The sequence below is a fragment of the Paenibacillus sp. FSL L8-0340 genome (assembly GCF_038593145.1).
GTDB lineage: Bacteria > Bacillota > Bacilli > Paenibacillales > Paenibacillaceae > Paenibacillus_AQ.
In genome coordinates this window covers 2,096,270-2,112,560 of sequence record NZ_CP151967.1, presented here as the reverse complement: position 1 = coordinate 2,112,560, position 16,291 = coordinate 2,096,270, and the positions used below count along the sequence as shown (strand labels likewise).

Below are 16,291 nucleotides of genomic sequence, written 5' to 3'. Positions count from 1 at the left end.
TACCCTACTCTATTTACCTGAACTATATGTGAGAACAAAGTTACGCTGAGCAGCAGTGAAGGCGGACGGATCTTCAAAGAAGACCTGCGTTCGTCTTTGTCCCCGGATGTTTGCCCAATAACCCCATTTCCGAGCATCCGGGGACAACAGCGATCGTAACATCCATTCGCCTGAGGGGCAGCCAGCACGTAACCTGTATAGTCGAACTCATAGTTCCATTTATAACATCCCCACCTAAAAAGGAGCCGGTAATAATGAAGCAATATTTAAAAATTGATGAATGGTCAATCATTGAAGAATCCTTCGATCCCCAGACCCAAGAAATTTCTGAGAGCGTATTTAGCATCGGAAACGGATATATGGGCGGAAGAGCCAACTTTGAAGAGCAATACAGCGGACACAGCCTGCAAGGCAGCTACATGGCCGGTGTGTATTATCCGGACAAAACCCGGGTCGGCTGGTGGAAAAACGGCTATCCGGAGTATTTTGCCAAAGTGCTGAACAGCACCAACTGGATTGGCATTAACATCGACATCGACGGCACACCGCTGGATTTGGCTACCTGCACCGTTACTGAGTTCCGCCGGGTGCTCAACATGAAGGAAGGCACACTTTCCCGCAGCTTCACCGCCACTCTTGAGGACGGCAAGGAAGTTAAGGTGGAAAGTATCCGTATCGTCAGTATGGCCCGCCATGAGATCGGTGCGATCCGCTACTCGATCATTCCGGTGAATTTTGCCGGAAAGCTTACCGTTACCCCTTACCTTGACGGCGACATCAAGAACAAGGATGCCAACTATGACGAGAAATTCTGGAACGAAGTGGAGAAGAAAGGCGAGCCGGACGGCGGATACCTCACCCTGAAGACGAAAAAACTTGATTTTCACGTCACCTCGGCATTTACCTTTGATATTCTGGTCAATGGCGAAAAGCTTACTGCAGAAGCTGAAGTCACCGAAGAGGAGAAATATGTGGGCAGTACGGTAACTCTCCCCGTGCAAACCGGCGATCAGGTTGTCATCTATAAATATGCTGCCAATGTCACTTCCCGTAATTACGGCCTGGGACAACTGGTTGATGCTGCGCAGACGGCCCTGCAAAGCGCCCAGGAAGCCGGATTCGTCGCACTTTTGACCGAACAGGCTACTGCGTGGGGTGATAAATGGAAGGAAAGCGACATTATCATTGAGGGTGATGTGTCGGCACAGCAGGCGATCCGCTTTAACATTTTCCAGCTTAACCAGACCTACACCGGTGAAGATGACCGTCTGAACATCGGACCAAAAGGTTTTACCGGGGAAAAATACGGCGGCAGCACCTATTGGGATACAGAAGCTTACTGTGTGCCGTTCTACTTAAGTACAGCGGATTCCTCAATCGCCCGCAACCTGCTGATTTACCGTTACAAGCATCTGGAAAAAGCCAAAGAAAATGCGCTTAAGCTCGGTTATAAAAAAGGTGCGCTATATCCGATGGTTACGATGAACGGTGAAGAATGCCACAATGAGTGGGAAATCACATTCGAAGAAATTCACCGTAACGGCGCGATTGCCTATGCGATTTACAACTACGTTAATTACACCGGGGACAAAGCTTATCTCGGCCAATATGGTCTTGAAGTGCTTGTGGAAATCTCCCGCTTCTGGGAAGAACGCGTTCACTACGTGGCACACAAGGACAAATATGTGATGCTCGGCGTAACCGGCCCCAATGAATATGAGAATAACGTCAACAACAACTGGTATACAAACCGGATTGCTGCCTGGACGATGGAATACACGCTGGAAGCATTGGCATATCTGCAGGAGAACGAGGCTTCCCGGTACGCTGAGCTTGCCGATAAGCTGGAGCTGCTGGACAGCGAAACCACACAATGGAATGAAATCATCGCCAAAATGTACTATCCGGCCGATGAAGAACGCGGCATCTTCCTGCAGCAGGACGGCTTCCTCGATAAAGAGATCATTCAGGTGAAGGATGTTCTGCCAGAGAATCTGCCGCTGAATCAAAAATGGTCCTGGGACCGCATTCTGCGTTCTTGTTTCATTAAACAGGCCGACGTGCTGCAAGGTTTATATTTCCTTGGCGACCGTTACGATCTGGACACCAAGAAACGGAATTTCGACTTCTACGAGCCGATTACCGTGCATGAATCCTCCCTCTCCCCATGTATCCATGCAATTCTTGCCTGTGAGCTGGGGTATAAGGATAAGGCTTATGAAATGTACCTGCGGACTTCGAGACTGGATCTCGACAATTACAACAATGACACGGAAGACGGCTGCCATACTACAAGCATGGCGGGAACCTGGATGTCGATTGTACATGGCTTCGGCGGACTGCGCGTTCAGGAAGACCGCTTGATCCTTAAGCCTTCCAACCCGGGACACTGGACTTCGTATTCCTTCAAGATCATGTTCCGCGGCTCACGGCTTAAAGTCATTGTTACCGATGTACAGGTTACGGTTGTCAATGAAACCGATATTCCGGCGTCCATCACGATTCACGGCAAGGAGTATACTGTGAACGGACTCAGCAGCGTCACTGCTGAAGGCTCCACCGTCACGGCATAATTCCGGCTAATTGGCCCCGGAGGCTTCAATCTCCTTCGGGGTTGTTTTTATAGGTTAAACTCAAAAATCTGCAGAATGGGCTTACGCCGTATCTCCGGTGAATGTTTGGAATTCCGGCCGCTGTTATGTTTGGATTTCTTGAATGTTGCCGCAAAATTTGCGGATGAAATCCAAACATAAAGGCGGACGCTATCGCTCCTACAGTTCCAAACTTCCCCTCCGTTACTGCTGCCCACTAAGATTTTTTTAAGTTCATCCTATATCTTTTATTATTCATTATGGTTTCATTATAAAATCACTCAAAGGAGTCGTTTAGAATGAAAAGAGCCTTTTGGAAAGAAGCCGTAGTCTATCAAATCTACCCTCGCAGCTTCCAGGACAGCAACGGAGACGGAATCGGGGATCTGCAAGGGATTATCTCCCGCCTCGATTATTTGCAGAAGCTTGGCGTCGATGTCGTCTGGCTGTCCCCGGTCTATAAATCCCCCAACGACGACAATGGTTATGACATTAGCGATTACGAGGATATTATGGATGAGTTCGGCACTTTGAAGGACTGGGAGGAGCTTCTGGCCGGACTGCATGAACGCGGCATCAAGCTGATGATGGACCTTGTGATCAACCATTCCTCGGATGAACACGCATGGTTTGCCGAATCCCGTTCCTCCCTGGACAATCCTTACCGCGATTATTATATTTGGCGGCCAGGCGGACCGAATGGCGAACGGCCCAACAATTGGAGCTCCGTCTTCAGCGGTCCGGCCTGGGAGCTGGATGAAGCTACCGGAGAATATTATCTTCACCTGTTCTCGCGCAAGCAGCCGGATCTCAACTGGGAGAATCCGCAGCTTCGCGAAGCCCTCTACAAAATGATCGCGTTCTGGCTCGACAAAGGCGTCGATGGCTTACGGATGGACGTCATTAATATGATCTCCAAGGTGGAAGGCCTGCCTTCCGCTCACAGAGAGGGACTGGCTCCGGGAGAGCTGGCCGGTGGCGGCGAATATTTTATGAACGGCCCGCGGGTCCATGAATATTTGCAGGAAATGAACCGTGAGGTCCTCTCCAAATATGAGGTGATGACAGTTGGTGAAACTCCGGGGGCCAGTGTTGAGGATGCGATTCTGTATACAGCCGAAGACCGGCAGGAGCTGCAGATGGTGTTCCAATTTGAACATATGGATGTGGACTCCGGTCCCGGCGGCAAATGGGATGTCACCCCTTGGAGCCTCAAAGGCTTGCGCGACATTCTGCATAAATGGCAGGTTGGCTTAGCCGAACGCGGCTGGAACAGCCTGTACCTGAATAACCATGACCAGCCGCGGATGGTCTCCCGGTTCGGTAATGATGGTGAATACCGTGTTCTGTCGGCCAAAATGCTGGCTACACTGCTGCATACGCTGAAAGGCACGCCCTACATCTATCAAGGCGAAGAAATCGGCATGACGAATGTGAAATTCCCTGTGCTGGAAGACTATAAGGATATCGAGATCCTGAATATGTACCGGGAAAAGGTCACGGAAGGCGGCGCGGAGCATGAGACGATTCTACAGGCCATTCACACGAAAGGCCGGGACAATGCCCGTACTCCAATGCAGTGGGATGCCTCCGCAAATGCAGGTTTCACCCAAGGCGCGCCATGGCTGAAGCTTAACCCGAACTACCAGGATATCAATGTAGAGCAGGCACTGGCTGATCCGGATTCCGTGTTTTATTATTACCAGAAGCTGATTAGCTTGCGTAAAGAACATCAGATTATGGCTTACGGCGAATATAAGCTGCTGCTGACGGAGCATGAATACATTTATGCCTATACCCGGACATTAGACGATGAACAGTGGCTTATTCTGCTGAATTTCAGCGCTGACCCGCAGCCGGTTGATCTCCCTGCTGAGCTGGCGGCTGTAACCAGCCTCATTATCGGCAATTATCCGGGAGAGCCGGATGCTGCCAGCCTTGCAACCTTGCGGCCTTATGAAGCCCGGGTCTATCAAATTCGTCTATAGCATACACCCGATTTGTGTTAACCTGTCATTAATGAGCAGAGAATAACAGGCTTGGTTGACTGGCTCATGATAGTATAAATGCAAAAGGGAGATGGCAAACGTGGAATGGCTGATCCGAATGAAAAATGCCTTGGATTATATGGAGAGCAAGATGACCGAACCCCTGCGCATAGAAGAAGTGGCTAAGGTGGCTCATGTCTCCCCTTTTCATTTCCAGCGCATGTTCGGCATGCTGACAGGGGTAACGGTGGCAGACTATATCCGTAAACGCAGATTGACTTTGGCCGCCCAGGAGCTGGCCATTTCCAAAGTCAGGGTGCTGGATGTAGCGCTGAAATATGGATATGACTCCCCGGAAGCCTTCGCCAAAGCGTTCCGCAAAGCGCATGGACTCACCCCCTCTGCCGCGCGTGAACCGGGTGTACAGCTCAAAGCATTCCCCCGCCTCTCCTTCCATCTATCATTGAAGGGAGATCAGGAAATGGAATACAGAATCGTGGAGAAAGACGCATTTACCGTCATCGGCAAATCAATGGAGGTTACGACCAGGGAGGGAGAGAATTTCCGCAGAATCCCTGAGTTTTGGAATGAATGCAATGCGGACGGCACTTCGGATAAGCTGATTGACATCGGCACAGGCAAAGATTGGCTCGGCATCTGTATGAGTATGGACATGGAGAAAGAGCTGCTGTCCTACTGGATCGGAGTGGAAGGTACTCCGGAGACGGATTCCCAAGGCTATGAAACCGCGGTGGTTCCAGCTGCAAGCTGGGCCGTATTCACCTCAGTCGGCCCCATGCCGCATGCGATTCAAAATGTGTGGCAGCGGATTTTCCAGGAGTGGTTCCCGGGTACCGGCTATGAGCATGCAGGTGGTCCGGAATTCGAGCTTTATCCACCAGGCGACCCGGATGCAGAGGATTATGTCTGTGAAGTATGGATTCCGGTGATGAAGAAATAAGCAACTGGGCTACCCGATTAGGGTAGTCCTTTTTGTTTAAACCTTGCCGGAAGCAACCTTGTAAAGAGATTGGTATATTTCCCAGCTCCTTCTCTATTAATTTTCATTTTGAGAATTGGCAATAGCTTGGTATAATAAACAGATTATATGGCTTATTCTATTATGTCATATTGTCATCCGAGATTCGGTGAAGGAGAATTTCATGTCTATCGTAAAAATCTTTTCAGACAGTACTTCCGATTTGCCGCAAGGCTGGAAGGAAACGTATGATATTGGCATCGTCCCGCTGTATGTAGTATTTCAAGACGGTACCTACAAGGATGGTGTAGACATTACACCTGAGGAAGTGTATCGTCGTGTCGCCGCAAATGGAGCACTGCCGAAGACCGCTGCACCTTCGCCCGCCGACTTCATGGCCGCCTTTGGGCCGGTCATCAGCAGCGGAGGAGACGTCGTCTATATCAGTCTTTCCTCTTCTTTATCCTCTACATATCAGAATGCCCTGCTGGCTGCAGGGGAATTTCCTGAAGGACGCGTTCAAGTGGTCGACTCCCAGACGTTATGCGGAGGGATTGCGCTCCTAGTGATGAAAGCGGCACGTGCCGCAGCCAAAGGCCACAGCAGCAGGGAAATTGCCGCTATGCTGAAGCAATGCCGTGACCGGGTGGAGGCAGAGTTTGTTGTGGATACACTGGATTACTTATATATGGGGGGACGTTGCTCAGGTATGCAGAATTTTATCGGCAGCCTGTTGAAGATCCGGCCTGTACTGCGCCTGATTGACGGTGCGATTGTACCAGTGAGCAAAGTTCGCGGCAAGAAAGAAAAAGCTGTGGAACAGATGCTCCAGCATGCCCTTGCCAATGCCGGGGAAATGGATAAGGAGCTGCTCATCGTGGCCCACACACTGGGTGAAGAGGATGCCAACTTTTTGGTGGCGGCGCTGCGTGAACAGACCGATGTTGAAGAGATTGCCGTTATTCATGCCGGCTGTGTCATTGGCAGCCACTGCGGACCCGCTACTGTTGGCCTCATGTATATGCACTAACTATTGAACAGCCATGTGGAAACGGCTTCGCCGTCCTCAAAAGGACGGTATCCGTTTCAGCGGGAAATAGAAGGATAATTTATAGCGCGAAGCATATAAATTCTTATATTTTCAAAAAAACCAGCAATGCCCCGATAACCGGAGCTTGCTGGTTTTTGATATGCCTATGTTTAATTCAGTTCGAACATTCAATACAAAGAAGGTTTGTTCACAGGTAAGGTGTGATTCCCGCTTCTGCTTCTGATTCAGCTTCTTCATGGACGAATGGCAGCATAAAGCGGAAGGTCGAGCCCCGTTCTTCTTCACTCTCCACAAAAATCGTTCCGCCCATCAGCTCTACGAGCTGCTTGCAGATGGCCAGTCCCAGTCCCGTTCCGCCATATTTGCGGTTAATGAACGGATGCAGCTGCGAGAAGGATTGAAAGAGCAGATTCAGCTTGCTGTCGGCAATTCCCACTCCTGTATCACGGACAGAAAATTCCAGCAGATATTCCGGTGAACCCGGCAGCGGAATGTTCTTCACCGACAAGGTTACGCTTCCACGTTCCGTGAATTTAAGCGCATTACCGACCAAGTTGACGATGATTTGGCGCAGGCGGCTGGGATCGGTCTTCACAATGGCCGGAACGCTTGTATCCGCCCACCAGCGCAGCGCCAGATTTTTCTCTTCAGCTTTGGGGGTGAATAAATCTATAATGCTCTCCAGCATTTCGCGCAGATCAAATTTCTCCGACAGCAGCGGCATTTTGCCGGCTTCCATTTTACTGAAATCGAGAATGTCATTTAGAATTTGCAGCAGACTGTAGCTGCTGCTGCGCAGAATCTCGGCGTAGCCGCGCTGCTCCTCTTCCAGCTCTGTTTCCAGCAGCAGGTCGGCCATGCCGATCATTCCGTTCATCGGGGTACGGATCTCATGGCTCATCATCGCCAGGAAATCGGACTTAGCCTGAGCCGCCTGCTCTGCCGATTCCTTGGCCCGGAGAATCTCCCGTTCATTAGTTATATCACTGAAAGAGCCCACTACACCGCAGATGATTCCTTTATGCAGAAGCGGCGCAATCCGGTAGCTGACAAAAAAGCTGGTGCCGTCCTTCCGCCAGAAGATTTCATCCCCTCTACTGCGGGTGACACCATCCTGCAGGGTCTGCCAGATCGGACATTCATGCTGCTGGTACCTTGACCCGTCTCCACGGATGTGATGAATCACATCCATCAAAGGAAGCCCCTTCAGCTCGTAGGGCTTATACCCCAGCATATCTGCTCCCTCGCGGTTGATAAAGAAGGTCCGGCCCAACGTGTCGAGCCCGAAGATTCCGGCTGCAATCGAGTTGAATATCAGGCTAAGATGCCTGTCCTCCGACATCTCCAGCACCAGCTCTGCCTTCTGCTGCTCCTCCACCATAGCCAGTTCTATAAGCTCCTCTTCACACCCAGGTATCCACCCATCCGTGTATTCCATAGGAGAAAAATCCCCGGTCAGGAGCCTGCCGAACCATTCCTGAAGCAGAAGAGGCAGAACACGGCTCTGGTCATATCGGATAATAGCGAATACACCTGCGATACCTTCTTCAGCTTTTACCGGCACATACGTAACCGCAGCCGGGCTGCTTCCGCGGCTCTCATCCGCCTCCAGTTCAAAGCCGGAGCCGATGCCTCCAAGCGCTGCAGCAAAATGCTCTTCTCCGGGAGGCTGTGGCCGGAAACCAGACAGTGGCTCGTGAAGTTCCGGATCTGTGCCAGCAGCAACTTCAAAGGCACGGTTGCTGTCCACATAGTTTCCCTGCCTGTCCAGCACAATGATCAGGTCGGGGTGATGATCGTATAACGCCTTATAAGCACCTTCTTCCGAAAGTACCCGATCCAGAATAAAAGACCATTGTTTAGTCATAGCCCACCTCCTCTGCTGCTTCAATCATGTATCCCCTTCTATTCATAAACTGCGGATAAACTGTATATGTAACTTTAATTTGTACTCCGCTCGAAAATTGCTGAATTATAAACTATTATAGCAAAAAAACCGCAGTTGGTCGCCATCAAAACATTGATGCCAAGCGGTTTTACAGCAAAAAAGTCCCTCCGGCAGATGAGTAAGAATGGTTGGACCATCCTTAACCTCACCGCAGAGGAACTTAGGAAATGAAAACACTCAAAGCTGTACTTCCGATTACCTTTACGCAATATCCTTCTGTTCAATATTCCGGATCGACAGATAAGCAATGACTACGCCAAGCAGACTGAGGAAGATGGAGAGCCCTACCAGATAGCCCGGCTGGAACTCACTAAGATTGGAGGCAATCATGCTGACAAGCAATACTGCAGTAACTATGGTAGCTGGTACGGATTTTTTGCGCATTCCGATATATAGAGGAATTAGTCCAATCCCTGCCGCATATACCGCATCTGCCCCTATCTGGATCATCTCTCCAGGAATCACAGCTAAATCCAGCTGTCCCGGAATCGCATGGGTGAAAGAGTTAAGTCCGATCAGAAGAGCGCTAATCAGAACATCCGATACAAAAATACTGAGTAGTGTAAAGAGGAACACAATGATAATTTTGGCACCTAAGAGCTTTTTACGGGAGATAGGATACATAAAGAGCAAAGTGATGGTATTGTTCTTATACTCTTCAATAACCAGCTTGCTCAGCACAACTGAAGCAAACACCACAAAGGTCGCCTTGACCAAAACATACAGGCCGGAAAACATCTCTGCATATGAATTAAATTCCCCGCCACCACCTCCGCCTTCAGCATCAACGTAAGTAAGCAGCAGCATAAAAGCAAAAATTGCGAGGTTGGCGATTGCAACGCCTTTGAGCATGCCTGCCAGTTTGTTTTTACGGATTTCCAGTTGTATCAGCTTAAGCAATGCCCTCACCCCCCATCAGTTCCACAAAATGATCTTCCAGCGAATGATTCTTTTTACTCAGGCTTTCCAGCTCCACACCCGCTTCTACCATTGCTTTATTCAGTTCAAGCTGCTGTACAGCATCATAAATGCGGATCGTCCGCGGGTCGAGTACCTTGAAGTTGGTGAGTCCCAGCTTGTGCTCCAGAACATACACCACTTTGCTGCTCTCTCCGGTAATCAGTTCGATGTATTGCGTGTTCTGGCTGCGTATCGTATCCATCGCCACTTCCTCCAGCAGAATTCCGTCACGGATCATGCCGATGGTGTCGGCGACCTGTTCAACTTCACCCAGAATATGGCTGGAGATCAGCAGCGTCATTCCGTATTCGCGGCTCAGCATGCGGAACACCTCACGCAGTTCCTTGATGCCCATGGGGTCCAGCCCGTTGATCGGCTCATCCAGAATGAGCAGCTCCGGTTTCGTCATGACTGCCCGGGCAATGCCCAGCCGCTGTTTCATCCCCAGGGAAAACTGCTTGACCGGCTTTTTGTCCACACCCTTCAGCTTCACCAGCTCCAGCGCTTCTTCCATGGCCTTGGCATCGTAGTAACCCATATACTCCCCGTGCAGCTGGAGATTTTCTCTCGCGGTCAGCTTGTCGTAGAATACCGGATATTCAATAATGCAGCCCATACGTTTCAGCATTTCATAGGAACGGTTTGTCATGAACTCGCCAAAAAATTCAATCTCTCCCGCCGTCGGCTTCACCAGATTGGTGATCATTTTCATCACCGTGGTTTTGCCCGCACCGTTTGGTCCCAGGAACCCGTAGATTTCGCCTTGCTTGATATTCATATTCACGCCTTTGACAGCCTCTTTGCCTTGATACTCTTTGGTTAAATCCCAAGTACGCAGTATGGTGGTCATTTCCGTTATCCCCTTTGGCTTCTTCGTTTGTCTTCCTGGTTCTTATTGTACACAGCGGAATTTTCTTTTTTATTACCTGATTCTTACGAAAATCTTAAGCTGCAGCTGTAAGCGCAGGTTAAGCCGCCGGACCAGTATAGTTTTTAGAAGGTCAGCCTGCGAAAAGAAAGCGTAAATACCGTTTTGACGTAAGGTTTGCTGCGTAAGGTAATGCTGCCGTTCATCTGTTCCGTCAACCGTTTGGTGATGGTCAGCCCAAGACCGCTCCCCTGATAGTCGCGGTTGCGGGAATCCTCCAGCGTGTAGAGCCGTTCGAAGACTTTATCCTGATGCCCTTCGGTGATACCTTTGCCCCGGTCCCATACGTCTATGCACACCTGGTCTCCAGCGCTGTAGAGGGTGAGTCCAAGCACACCTCCGGCATCCCCGTAATTGATCGCATTGGACAGCAGATTGGACAGCACCCGGTCCAGCGCCTCCTCGTTGCCCATCATGTACATCGCCTCATCCGGAATCCCGATCTCCACCTCACTGCCCTTGGCATTCAAGATATCGTAAAAGGAAAGAATGTTCCGCCGGCAGACCTCGCCCAGGTCCACCCGCGACAGCGCGATCTGCTTATCCCCGGACTCCAGCTTGGCCAGATCAAAAAAGCTGTTCATCAGCCGGATCACCTCCTCTGCCTTGGCATGAATCATCCGCAGAATATGTCCCTGCTCCTCTTCCGTTATATTCCCATCATGGAGAATCGTTTCAATATAGCCGAGCACCACCGTCAGCGGAGTCTTCAGATCGTGAGAGATGTTCGCCAGCATGCTGCGCATAGACTTCTCCAGCTTGGCCAGCTCGACCGCTCCCTTGTGATTGACGTCCAGCAGCCGGTTGAGATCAGTCAGCAGCGTTTGCAGATGAGGGTTGCTATTGAACAGAAGCAGCCTTTCATGCGAGCCCCGGTCAACAATGCTCGTAAGTTTGGTGTGGATATAATCGAGCTGGCGGGAATGCCCCCGCAGACGCAGGTACTGCCAGAGGATTACGATCAGCAGCAGCAGGATAACCACACTCAAAAAAGCGGTCATTCCAGCACATCCCCCAGCTTGTAGCCAATGCCCCATAACGTTTTGATGTATTCCGGCTTTGACGGGTCATCTTCAATTTTTTCACGCAGTCTGCGCATATGTACATTAATAACATTCTCGTCCCCGTAATAATCATCTTCCCAGACGACGCTGTAAATCTGCGCTTTGGTGTACACCCGGCCGGGGCTGCTCACGAACAGCTTAAGAATCTGGAACTCCTTGGCCGTCAGCTTGACCTCTTCCCCGTTCTTCAGCGCTGAGAAATTATCGAGATCGACAGTGAGTCCACGCAGTGCTATCGTGTTGGCGCGCTCCTGAACGGCAGCTGTTTCCTGAACAGGACTTCCAGCAGCGGCATATCCCGCCCGCCGGATCGCCGCCTTCACCCGTGCCGCCAGCTCGATCATCGAGAACGGCTTCGTAATATAATCATCCGCGCCGAAGCCAAGGCCCAGCGCCTTGTCCACATCACTGTCCTTGGCCGACATGATCAGCACAGGCACCAGACTGTCCCGGCGAATCGTCTGCAGCACATCATTGCCGCTTCTTTTCGGAAGCATCAGATCCAGCAGAACCAGATCATAGGCGGCGCCGCGGTGAAAAAGCTTTTCCGCTGCCTCACCATCAAATGCAGTCTCCACCTCATAGCCCTCTTTTACCAAATAAGAAAATACCATTCTACTAATATCTTCATCGTCCTCAACCAACAGTATACGATGCGTCATGACTAAACCTCCCAGCAGCTCTAATAACCGTCTTGTTGTTAAAGTATAGCAATAGATTCCTTGATACAAAAGCTAAAATCAAGTGTCATATGTAATCCACAGCTTGCCCTTTTTAAATTGCAGGTCAAAGTATACCTATTGTCCGGTGCGGTTACTATTTCAGTTTCACTAAAGGTAGCCCCGGTATGATGACCTTAACAACTTACATGATGAGGTGATGGTTCAATGATGAACATTAGAAAAAAACAACCCTGGAGTTTCAAACGCAAACTTCTGATCGTGATGATCGTGGTCCTCCTGAGTCTCGGCACGGTGATTTATAGCCTGGCCGACCGTTACTTGATCGAACATGTCGAAGTCGTCGTAGCGGATGACACAGCCACAGCCGGCGTAAGCACAGCAGCAACCACAGTTGCAGCCGAGGTTAACGCGACTTCCGACGACTGGAGTTATTCCAGCGATGGTATCCAGATCCAGATCGACCAGGTACAGACCGGGTCCGGTTCAGACCAGATCACTTATTTTGTCGCTGATGTCGTGCTTAAGGAGGCAAGCAGCCTGCGCTCTGCTTTTGCCGACAGCAGCTTCGGCACGAACATCATAGAGGACACCTCAGAGATTGCCTCCAGCAACAATGCGGTCTTTGCAATCAACGGCGATTACTATGGCTTCCGCGAGGACGGGGTCATTATCCGCAATGGAACGGTGTACCGGGATGATCCGGTGCGGGATGCGATGGCGCTGTTCGATGACGGGACCATGCAAACCTATAACGAGGAAGAGATTTCTTCGTCCGACCTGCTGGCACAGGGAGCCGCCAATACCCTCTCCTTCGGGCCGATTCTCATTCAGGACGGCAACATTGTCAGTGATTTCAGCAGTGTCAAAATCGACAGCAATTTCGGCAACCGCTCCATCCAGAATGCGAATCCCCGGACCGCGATTGGCATGATTGCACCGAACCATTATGTGTTCGTTGTCGTGGACGGGCGCAGTGAAGGATACAGCCGGGGCATGACCCTTGCCGAGCTTGCTGATGTGATGTCGGATCTCGGAGCCACCGAAGCCTACAATCTGGACGGCGGCGGTTCATCCACGATGTATTTCATGGGACGGGTCGTGAATAATCCGCTGGGCAAAAATCAGGAGCGCGGCGTTAGCGACATTCTTTATATCAAGGAGGGCGTAACCTCATGACGATCCTTATTCCGGCCTATGAGCCAGATAAACGACTGCTGGAATTAATTGTGCAGCTGCAAGAGTATCAGCTTGGACCGATCGTCCTTGTAGATGACGGGAGCGGTCCGGCTTACCAAGGAACCTTCGACATGGCCGAAGCCTTCGGCTGCACTGTCCTGACGCATGAGGCCAACCTGGGAAAAGGACGCGCGCTGAAGACAGGCTTCCGGTATATCCAGGAGACCGGACTGTCCGGCTATGTAGTTTGCGCGGATAGTGACGGCCAGCATCTGCCTCATGACATTAAGCGGATTGTCGAGGTGCTCCAGCACCAGGCCACTCCCGGAATTGTGCTGGGCAGCCGCCGGTTCAGCGGGACTATCCCCCTGCGCAGCCGCTTCGGAAACTCGGTGACACGGGCAGTCTTTTCCCTCACTACAGGCACCAAGATCTATGATACACAAACCGGCCTGCGTGGCTTTTCCTTCCCGATGCTTGACTGGCTGTGCCAGATTCCCGGGGAACGGTTTGAGTATGAAATGAACATGCTGCTGACTGCCCATAGGGAGGGGTATACCCTTACCGAGGAATATATTGATACCGTGTATCTGGAAGATAATAAATCGTCCCATTTCCGGCCTCTGGTAGACTCCTTCCGGATTTATCTGCCGATCCTAATGTTCAGCACTTCATCGCTGCTTTCGGCCCTGCTCGACTTCACGCTGTTGTTCCTGTTCCAGAGTCTCAGCCACAACCTGTTCCTGTCAGTCGCTGCCGCGAGATTGTGCAGTTCCATCTTCAACTATTCCATGAACCGGAAATATGTATTCACCGGCGGCAAGGCGTCCAGGCTCCAGGAGTCGCTGCCCAAATACTTCGCACTGGTCACTCTCGTGCTGCTGTTCAATTACGGGCTGCTCTATTTCTACAATGAAAAGCTGATCATCCCGCTTGTGGCCGCCAAGCTGCTGACCGAGGTTTCGATCTTCCTGTTCAGCTACTGGGCGCAGCGGAGGTTTGTGTACTAGTCTTATAGCAAAAGAGCTTGAAAAAAATCCATTAGGGTTCGGCCGTGACTGCGTGGAATGTTTGGACTTCCGGCCGCTGTTATGGACCAATTTCCTGATTTCAAACCGCTGATCGCGGTAGAAATTGGTCCATAAAGGCGGACGCGTTCGCTCCTCCAGTTCCAAACTTCCCCTCCGTCACTTTCCCTTTTGGTTGGGTTTCATATCTAAATCAAAATCAAAATTCAAGTTCAAGCTCAAAGTTGAGAGCTCAAGTTCAATTTCAAGCCCAAAGTCTGCGAGTCATATCGTCGGGTGTTCAAATAAGCTCTCAACGAACGAAAAGCATCGTCCAGCCGCGAGGAATGGCTGGAGCTGGCCTGGACCGCCCCGGTTACCCTCCGCCAGGTGCATGTCACCTTCAATGATGATGTGAATGAGGACCTGATCAACCTGCATCATCACATCACGCCTTACGAAATCCTGCCAACGCTCGTCAAGGATTATCGTATTGAAGCTTACATGGACGGCAACTGGACGGCAGTCGCCGCAGGAAGTGACAATCACAAGCGCAAGCATGTGCACACACTTGCCGAAGTTGTAACAACTGATCGCCTGCGCGTTTATGATCGGGGCGACTAACGGAAGACCAGTATGCGGAGATTATTGAGGTGCGGGTTTACGAGTAACTGGGTAAAGAAGATAAAATAGCCTAATCCTTTGGCGTAAATGCTCAAGGATTAGGCTATTTGTATCCAAGAAGAGATGAATAAATGCGCTTACGCAGGGTTTATTTTAAAGCTTCATACAAGGCAATAAGAGCCAAGGACTGTCCGTATGCCATTGGCATGAGGGTAATGTTCTTGTAATGATCTTTATCCAATCCCATACCGGTTCCGGCCGACACATTCAGTACGGTTCCATCTCCGCTAATATTTTGACATACCGACTGAATGGCCTTGTCTGCCGCAGCCTGATATGAGGAATCCAGAATACCGGCTTTAATGCCTTTTATAATACCTGCGGCAATTGCGGCCGATCCGGATACCTCTTCATAGCTGGCCCGGTCCTGCAGGACTGTATGCCAAAGACCGGAAGCTGCCTGGAGTGAAACCAAGGCATTGACCTGAGCTTTATACGTATCAACCAGAAATTTCCGGATACCCGGGCTAATCGTATCCTGGCAAGTTTCCAGGTAATCGACGATACCATAGGTGAACCAGGAATTGCCGCGGCACCAGAAGATACTGCCGAAATTATCATTGCGTTCGAAACTCCAGCCGTGGAAGAACAGGCCGGTATGTTTGTCAAACAAATACTTGATATGGAGCAGAATCTGGTGTTCAGCTTCATGCTCCCACTCCGGCCGGTTAAACTTGCGCCCGGCCTGGTTCAGAAACAGAACCGCCATAAAGAGCGTATCAATCCATAACTGTCCATTGTGCAAGTGAACTCCATCCCGATTGCCAATGGCAGTGACCGTATGCTGAAAGCCTTCTTCTTTGGTTTTGGGTAACTCATGAACGAGCCAATCCGCATGTTCCCGGCATAGCTGTTTCAGTTGGCTGGAAGGCTCAAGTTGATCCAGGAGCAGAACCAAAGCCAAATAAGGAGCTGTCGTATTAATGTTTTTTGAAGGCAGTCCAACCTCTAGATTACGGGAATACCAATTTTGAAAAAATTCCATATAGCGGTGATCGCTGTAATACTTCTGCAGCTTGTAAAGACCATAAAGACCGACGCCCTGAGGCCAGTCCCATTCTTCAATTCCGAAATCCCGTTGCACAATCCCTAATTTTGTATCGGCCTGAACCACAGTTTTATCCTTTTCATAGTCGCTACCGCCCAGATTCATAAGCTTGTCTACTACCAGTTCAATTTTCTGAAGCAGTATTTCATTTGTCATGGATTCATAAACTCCTTATCATTAAATA

The 16,291-nt window shown here is 50.3% G+C and carries 13 protein-coding genes; 7 read left to right on the top strand and 6 right to left on the bottom strand.

Annotated elements, in window-relative coordinates; genetic code table 11:
• Positions 1 to 254: 254 nt before the first annotated feature.
• The 4 genes from NST07_RS09435 (at position 255) to NST07_RS09420 (ending at position 6,588) form a co-directional block, all read left to right on the top strand.
• Positions 255 to 2,573, top strand: a complete 2,319-nt coding sequence (locus NST07_RS09435; protein WP_341091300.1) for a glycoside hydrolase family 65 protein — start codon at positions 255 to 257, stop codon at positions 2,571 to 2,573.
• Between the two features lie 317 nt (positions 2,574 to 2,890).
• Positions 2,891 to 4,579 (top strand): alpha-glucosidase, encoded by a 1,689-nt coding sequence (locus NST07_RS09430; RefSeq protein ID WP_341091299.1) that lies wholly within the window; start codon positions 2,891 to 2,893, stop codon positions 4,577 to 4,579.
• 100 nt (positions 4,580 to 4,679) lie between these two features.
• On the top strand, positions 4,680 to 5,540 hold the full coding sequence (locus NST07_RS09425) for an AraC family transcriptional regulator (protein ID WP_341091298.1): 861 nt from the start codon (positions 4,680 to 4,682) through the stop codon (positions 5,538 to 5,540).
• 202 nt (positions 5,541 to 5,742) lie between these two features.
• On the top strand, positions 5,743 to 6,588 hold the full coding sequence (locus tag NST07_RS09420) for a DegV family protein (RefSeq protein WP_341091297.1): 846 nt from the start codon (positions 5,743 to 5,745) through the stop codon (positions 6,586 to 6,588).
• A 208-nt stretch (positions 6,589 to 6,796) separates the two neighbouring features.
• Here the strand turns inward: NST07_RS09420 and NST07_RS09415 are convergent, their stop codons facing one another.
• The 5 genes from NST07_RS09415 to NST07_RS09395 all read right to left on the bottom strand — a co-directional run bounded on the left by NST07_RS09415 (position 6,797) and on the right by NST07_RS09395 (position 12,171).
• Positions 6,797 to 8,476, bottom strand: a complete 1,680-nt coding sequence (locus NST07_RS09415; protein WP_341091296.1) for an ATP-binding protein — start codon at positions 8,474 to 8,476, stop codon at positions 6,797 to 6,799.
• Positions 8,477 to 8,758: 282 nt separating this feature from the next.
• Positions 8,759 to 9,466: an ABC transporter permease gene (locus NST07_RS09410; RefSeq protein ID WP_341091295.1), complete on the bottom strand. Its 708-nt coding sequence runs from the start codon at positions 9,464 to 9,466 to the stop codon at positions 8,759 to 8,761.
• On the bottom strand, positions 9,450 to 10,367 hold the full coding sequence (locus NST07_RS09405; protein ID WP_341091294.1) for an ABC transporter ATP-binding protein: 918 nt from the start codon (positions 10,365 to 10,367) through the stop codon (positions 9,450 to 9,452). The genes NST07_RS09410 and NST07_RS09405 overlap by 17 nt, the downstream gene beginning before the upstream one ends.
• 143 nt (positions 10,368 to 10,510) lie before the next feature.
• On the bottom strand, positions 10,511 to 11,446 hold the full coding sequence (locus NST07_RS09400; RefSeq protein ID WP_341091293.1) for a sensor histidine kinase: 936 nt from the start codon (positions 11,444 to 11,446) through the stop codon (positions 10,511 to 10,513).
• Positions 11,443 to 12,171 (bottom strand): response regulator transcription factor, encoded by a 729-nt coding sequence (locus NST07_RS09395; protein ID WP_341091291.1) that lies wholly within the window; start codon positions 12,169 to 12,171, stop codon positions 11,443 to 11,445. The genes NST07_RS09400 and NST07_RS09395 overlap by 4 nt, the downstream gene beginning before the upstream one ends.
• A 225-nt stretch (positions 12,172 to 12,396) precedes the next feature.
• On the opposite strand from NST07_RS09395, the gene NST07_RS09390 reads away from it, so the two are divergent.
• The 3 genes from NST07_RS09390 (at position 12,397) to NST07_RS09380 (ending at position 14,999) form a co-directional block, all read left to right on the top strand.
• Positions 12,397 to 13,368 carry a phosphodiester glycosidase family protein gene (locus tag NST07_RS09390; protein WP_341091290.1) on the top strand — a complete coding sequence of 324 codons (972 nt, stop codon included), beginning with the start codon at positions 12,397 to 12,399 and terminating at the stop codon, positions 13,366 to 13,368.
• Positions 13,365 to 14,378 (top strand): bifunctional glycosyltransferase family 2/GtrA family protein, encoded by a 1,014-nt coding sequence (locus NST07_RS09385; protein WP_342481427.1) that lies wholly within the window; start codon positions 13,365 to 13,367, stop codon positions 14,376 to 14,378. The genes NST07_RS09390 and NST07_RS09385 overlap by 4 nt, the downstream gene beginning before the upstream one ends.
• 387 nt (positions 14,379 to 14,765) lie before the next feature.
• Positions 14,766 to 14,999, top strand: coding sequence for a hypothetical protein (locus tag NST07_RS09380; protein ID WP_341091286.1), 234 nt, complete (start codon positions 14,766 to 14,768; stop codon positions 14,997 to 14,999).
• Between the two features lie 148 nt (positions 15,000 to 15,147).
• Here the strand turns inward: NST07_RS09380 and NST07_RS09375 are convergent, their stop codons facing one another.
• Positions 15,148 to 16,263: a glycoside hydrolase family 88 protein gene (locus tag NST07_RS09375; RefSeq protein ID WP_341091285.1), complete on the bottom strand. Its 1,116-nt coding sequence runs from the start codon at positions 16,261 to 16,263 to the stop codon at positions 15,148 to 15,150.
• Positions 16,264 to 16,291: the final 28 nt, after the last annotated feature.

What these genes read in the sequence shown, in the direction of transcription:
- NST07_RS09385 (WP_342481427.1), top strand. Translation starts at nt 13,365, where the DNA reads ATGACGATCCTTATTCCGGCCTATGAGCCAGATAAACGACTGCTGGAA.
- NST07_RS09375 (WP_341091285.1), bottom strand. Translation starts at nt 16,263, where the DNA reads ATGACAAATGAAATACTGCTTCAGAAAATTGAACTGGTAGTAGACAAG.
- NST07_RS09405 (WP_341091294.1), bottom strand. Translation starts at nt 10,367, where the DNA reads ATGACCACCATACTGCGTACTTGGGATTTAACCAAAGAGTATCAAGGC.
- NST07_RS09415 (WP_341091296.1), bottom strand. Translation starts at nt 8,476, where the DNA reads ATGACTAAACAATGGTCTTTTATTCTGGATCGGGTACTTTCGGAAGAA.
- NST07_RS09400 (WP_341091293.1), bottom strand. Translation starts at nt 11,446, where the DNA reads ATGACCGCTTTTTTGAGTGTGGTTATCCTGCTGCTGCTGATCGTAATC.
- NST07_RS09395 (WP_341091291.1), bottom strand. Translation starts at nt 12,171, where the DNA reads ATGACGCATCGTATACTGTTGGTTGAGGACGATGAAGATATTAGTAGA.
- NST07_RS09435 (WP_341091300.1), top strand. Translation starts at nt 255, where the DNA reads ATGAAGCAATATTTAAAAATTGATGAATGGTCAATCATTGAAGAATCC.
- NST07_RS09420 (WP_341091297.1), top strand. Translation starts at nt 5,743, where the DNA reads ATGTCTATCGTAAAAATCTTTTCAGACAGTACTTCCGATTTGCCGCAA.
- NST07_RS09430 (WP_341091299.1), top strand. Translation starts at nt 2,891, where the DNA reads ATGAAAAGAGCCTTTTGGAAAGAAGCCGTAGTCTATCAAATCTACCCT.
- NST07_RS09390 (WP_341091290.1), top strand. Translation starts at nt 12,397, where the DNA reads ATGATGAACATTAGAAAAAAACAACCCTGGAGTTTCAAACGCAAACTT.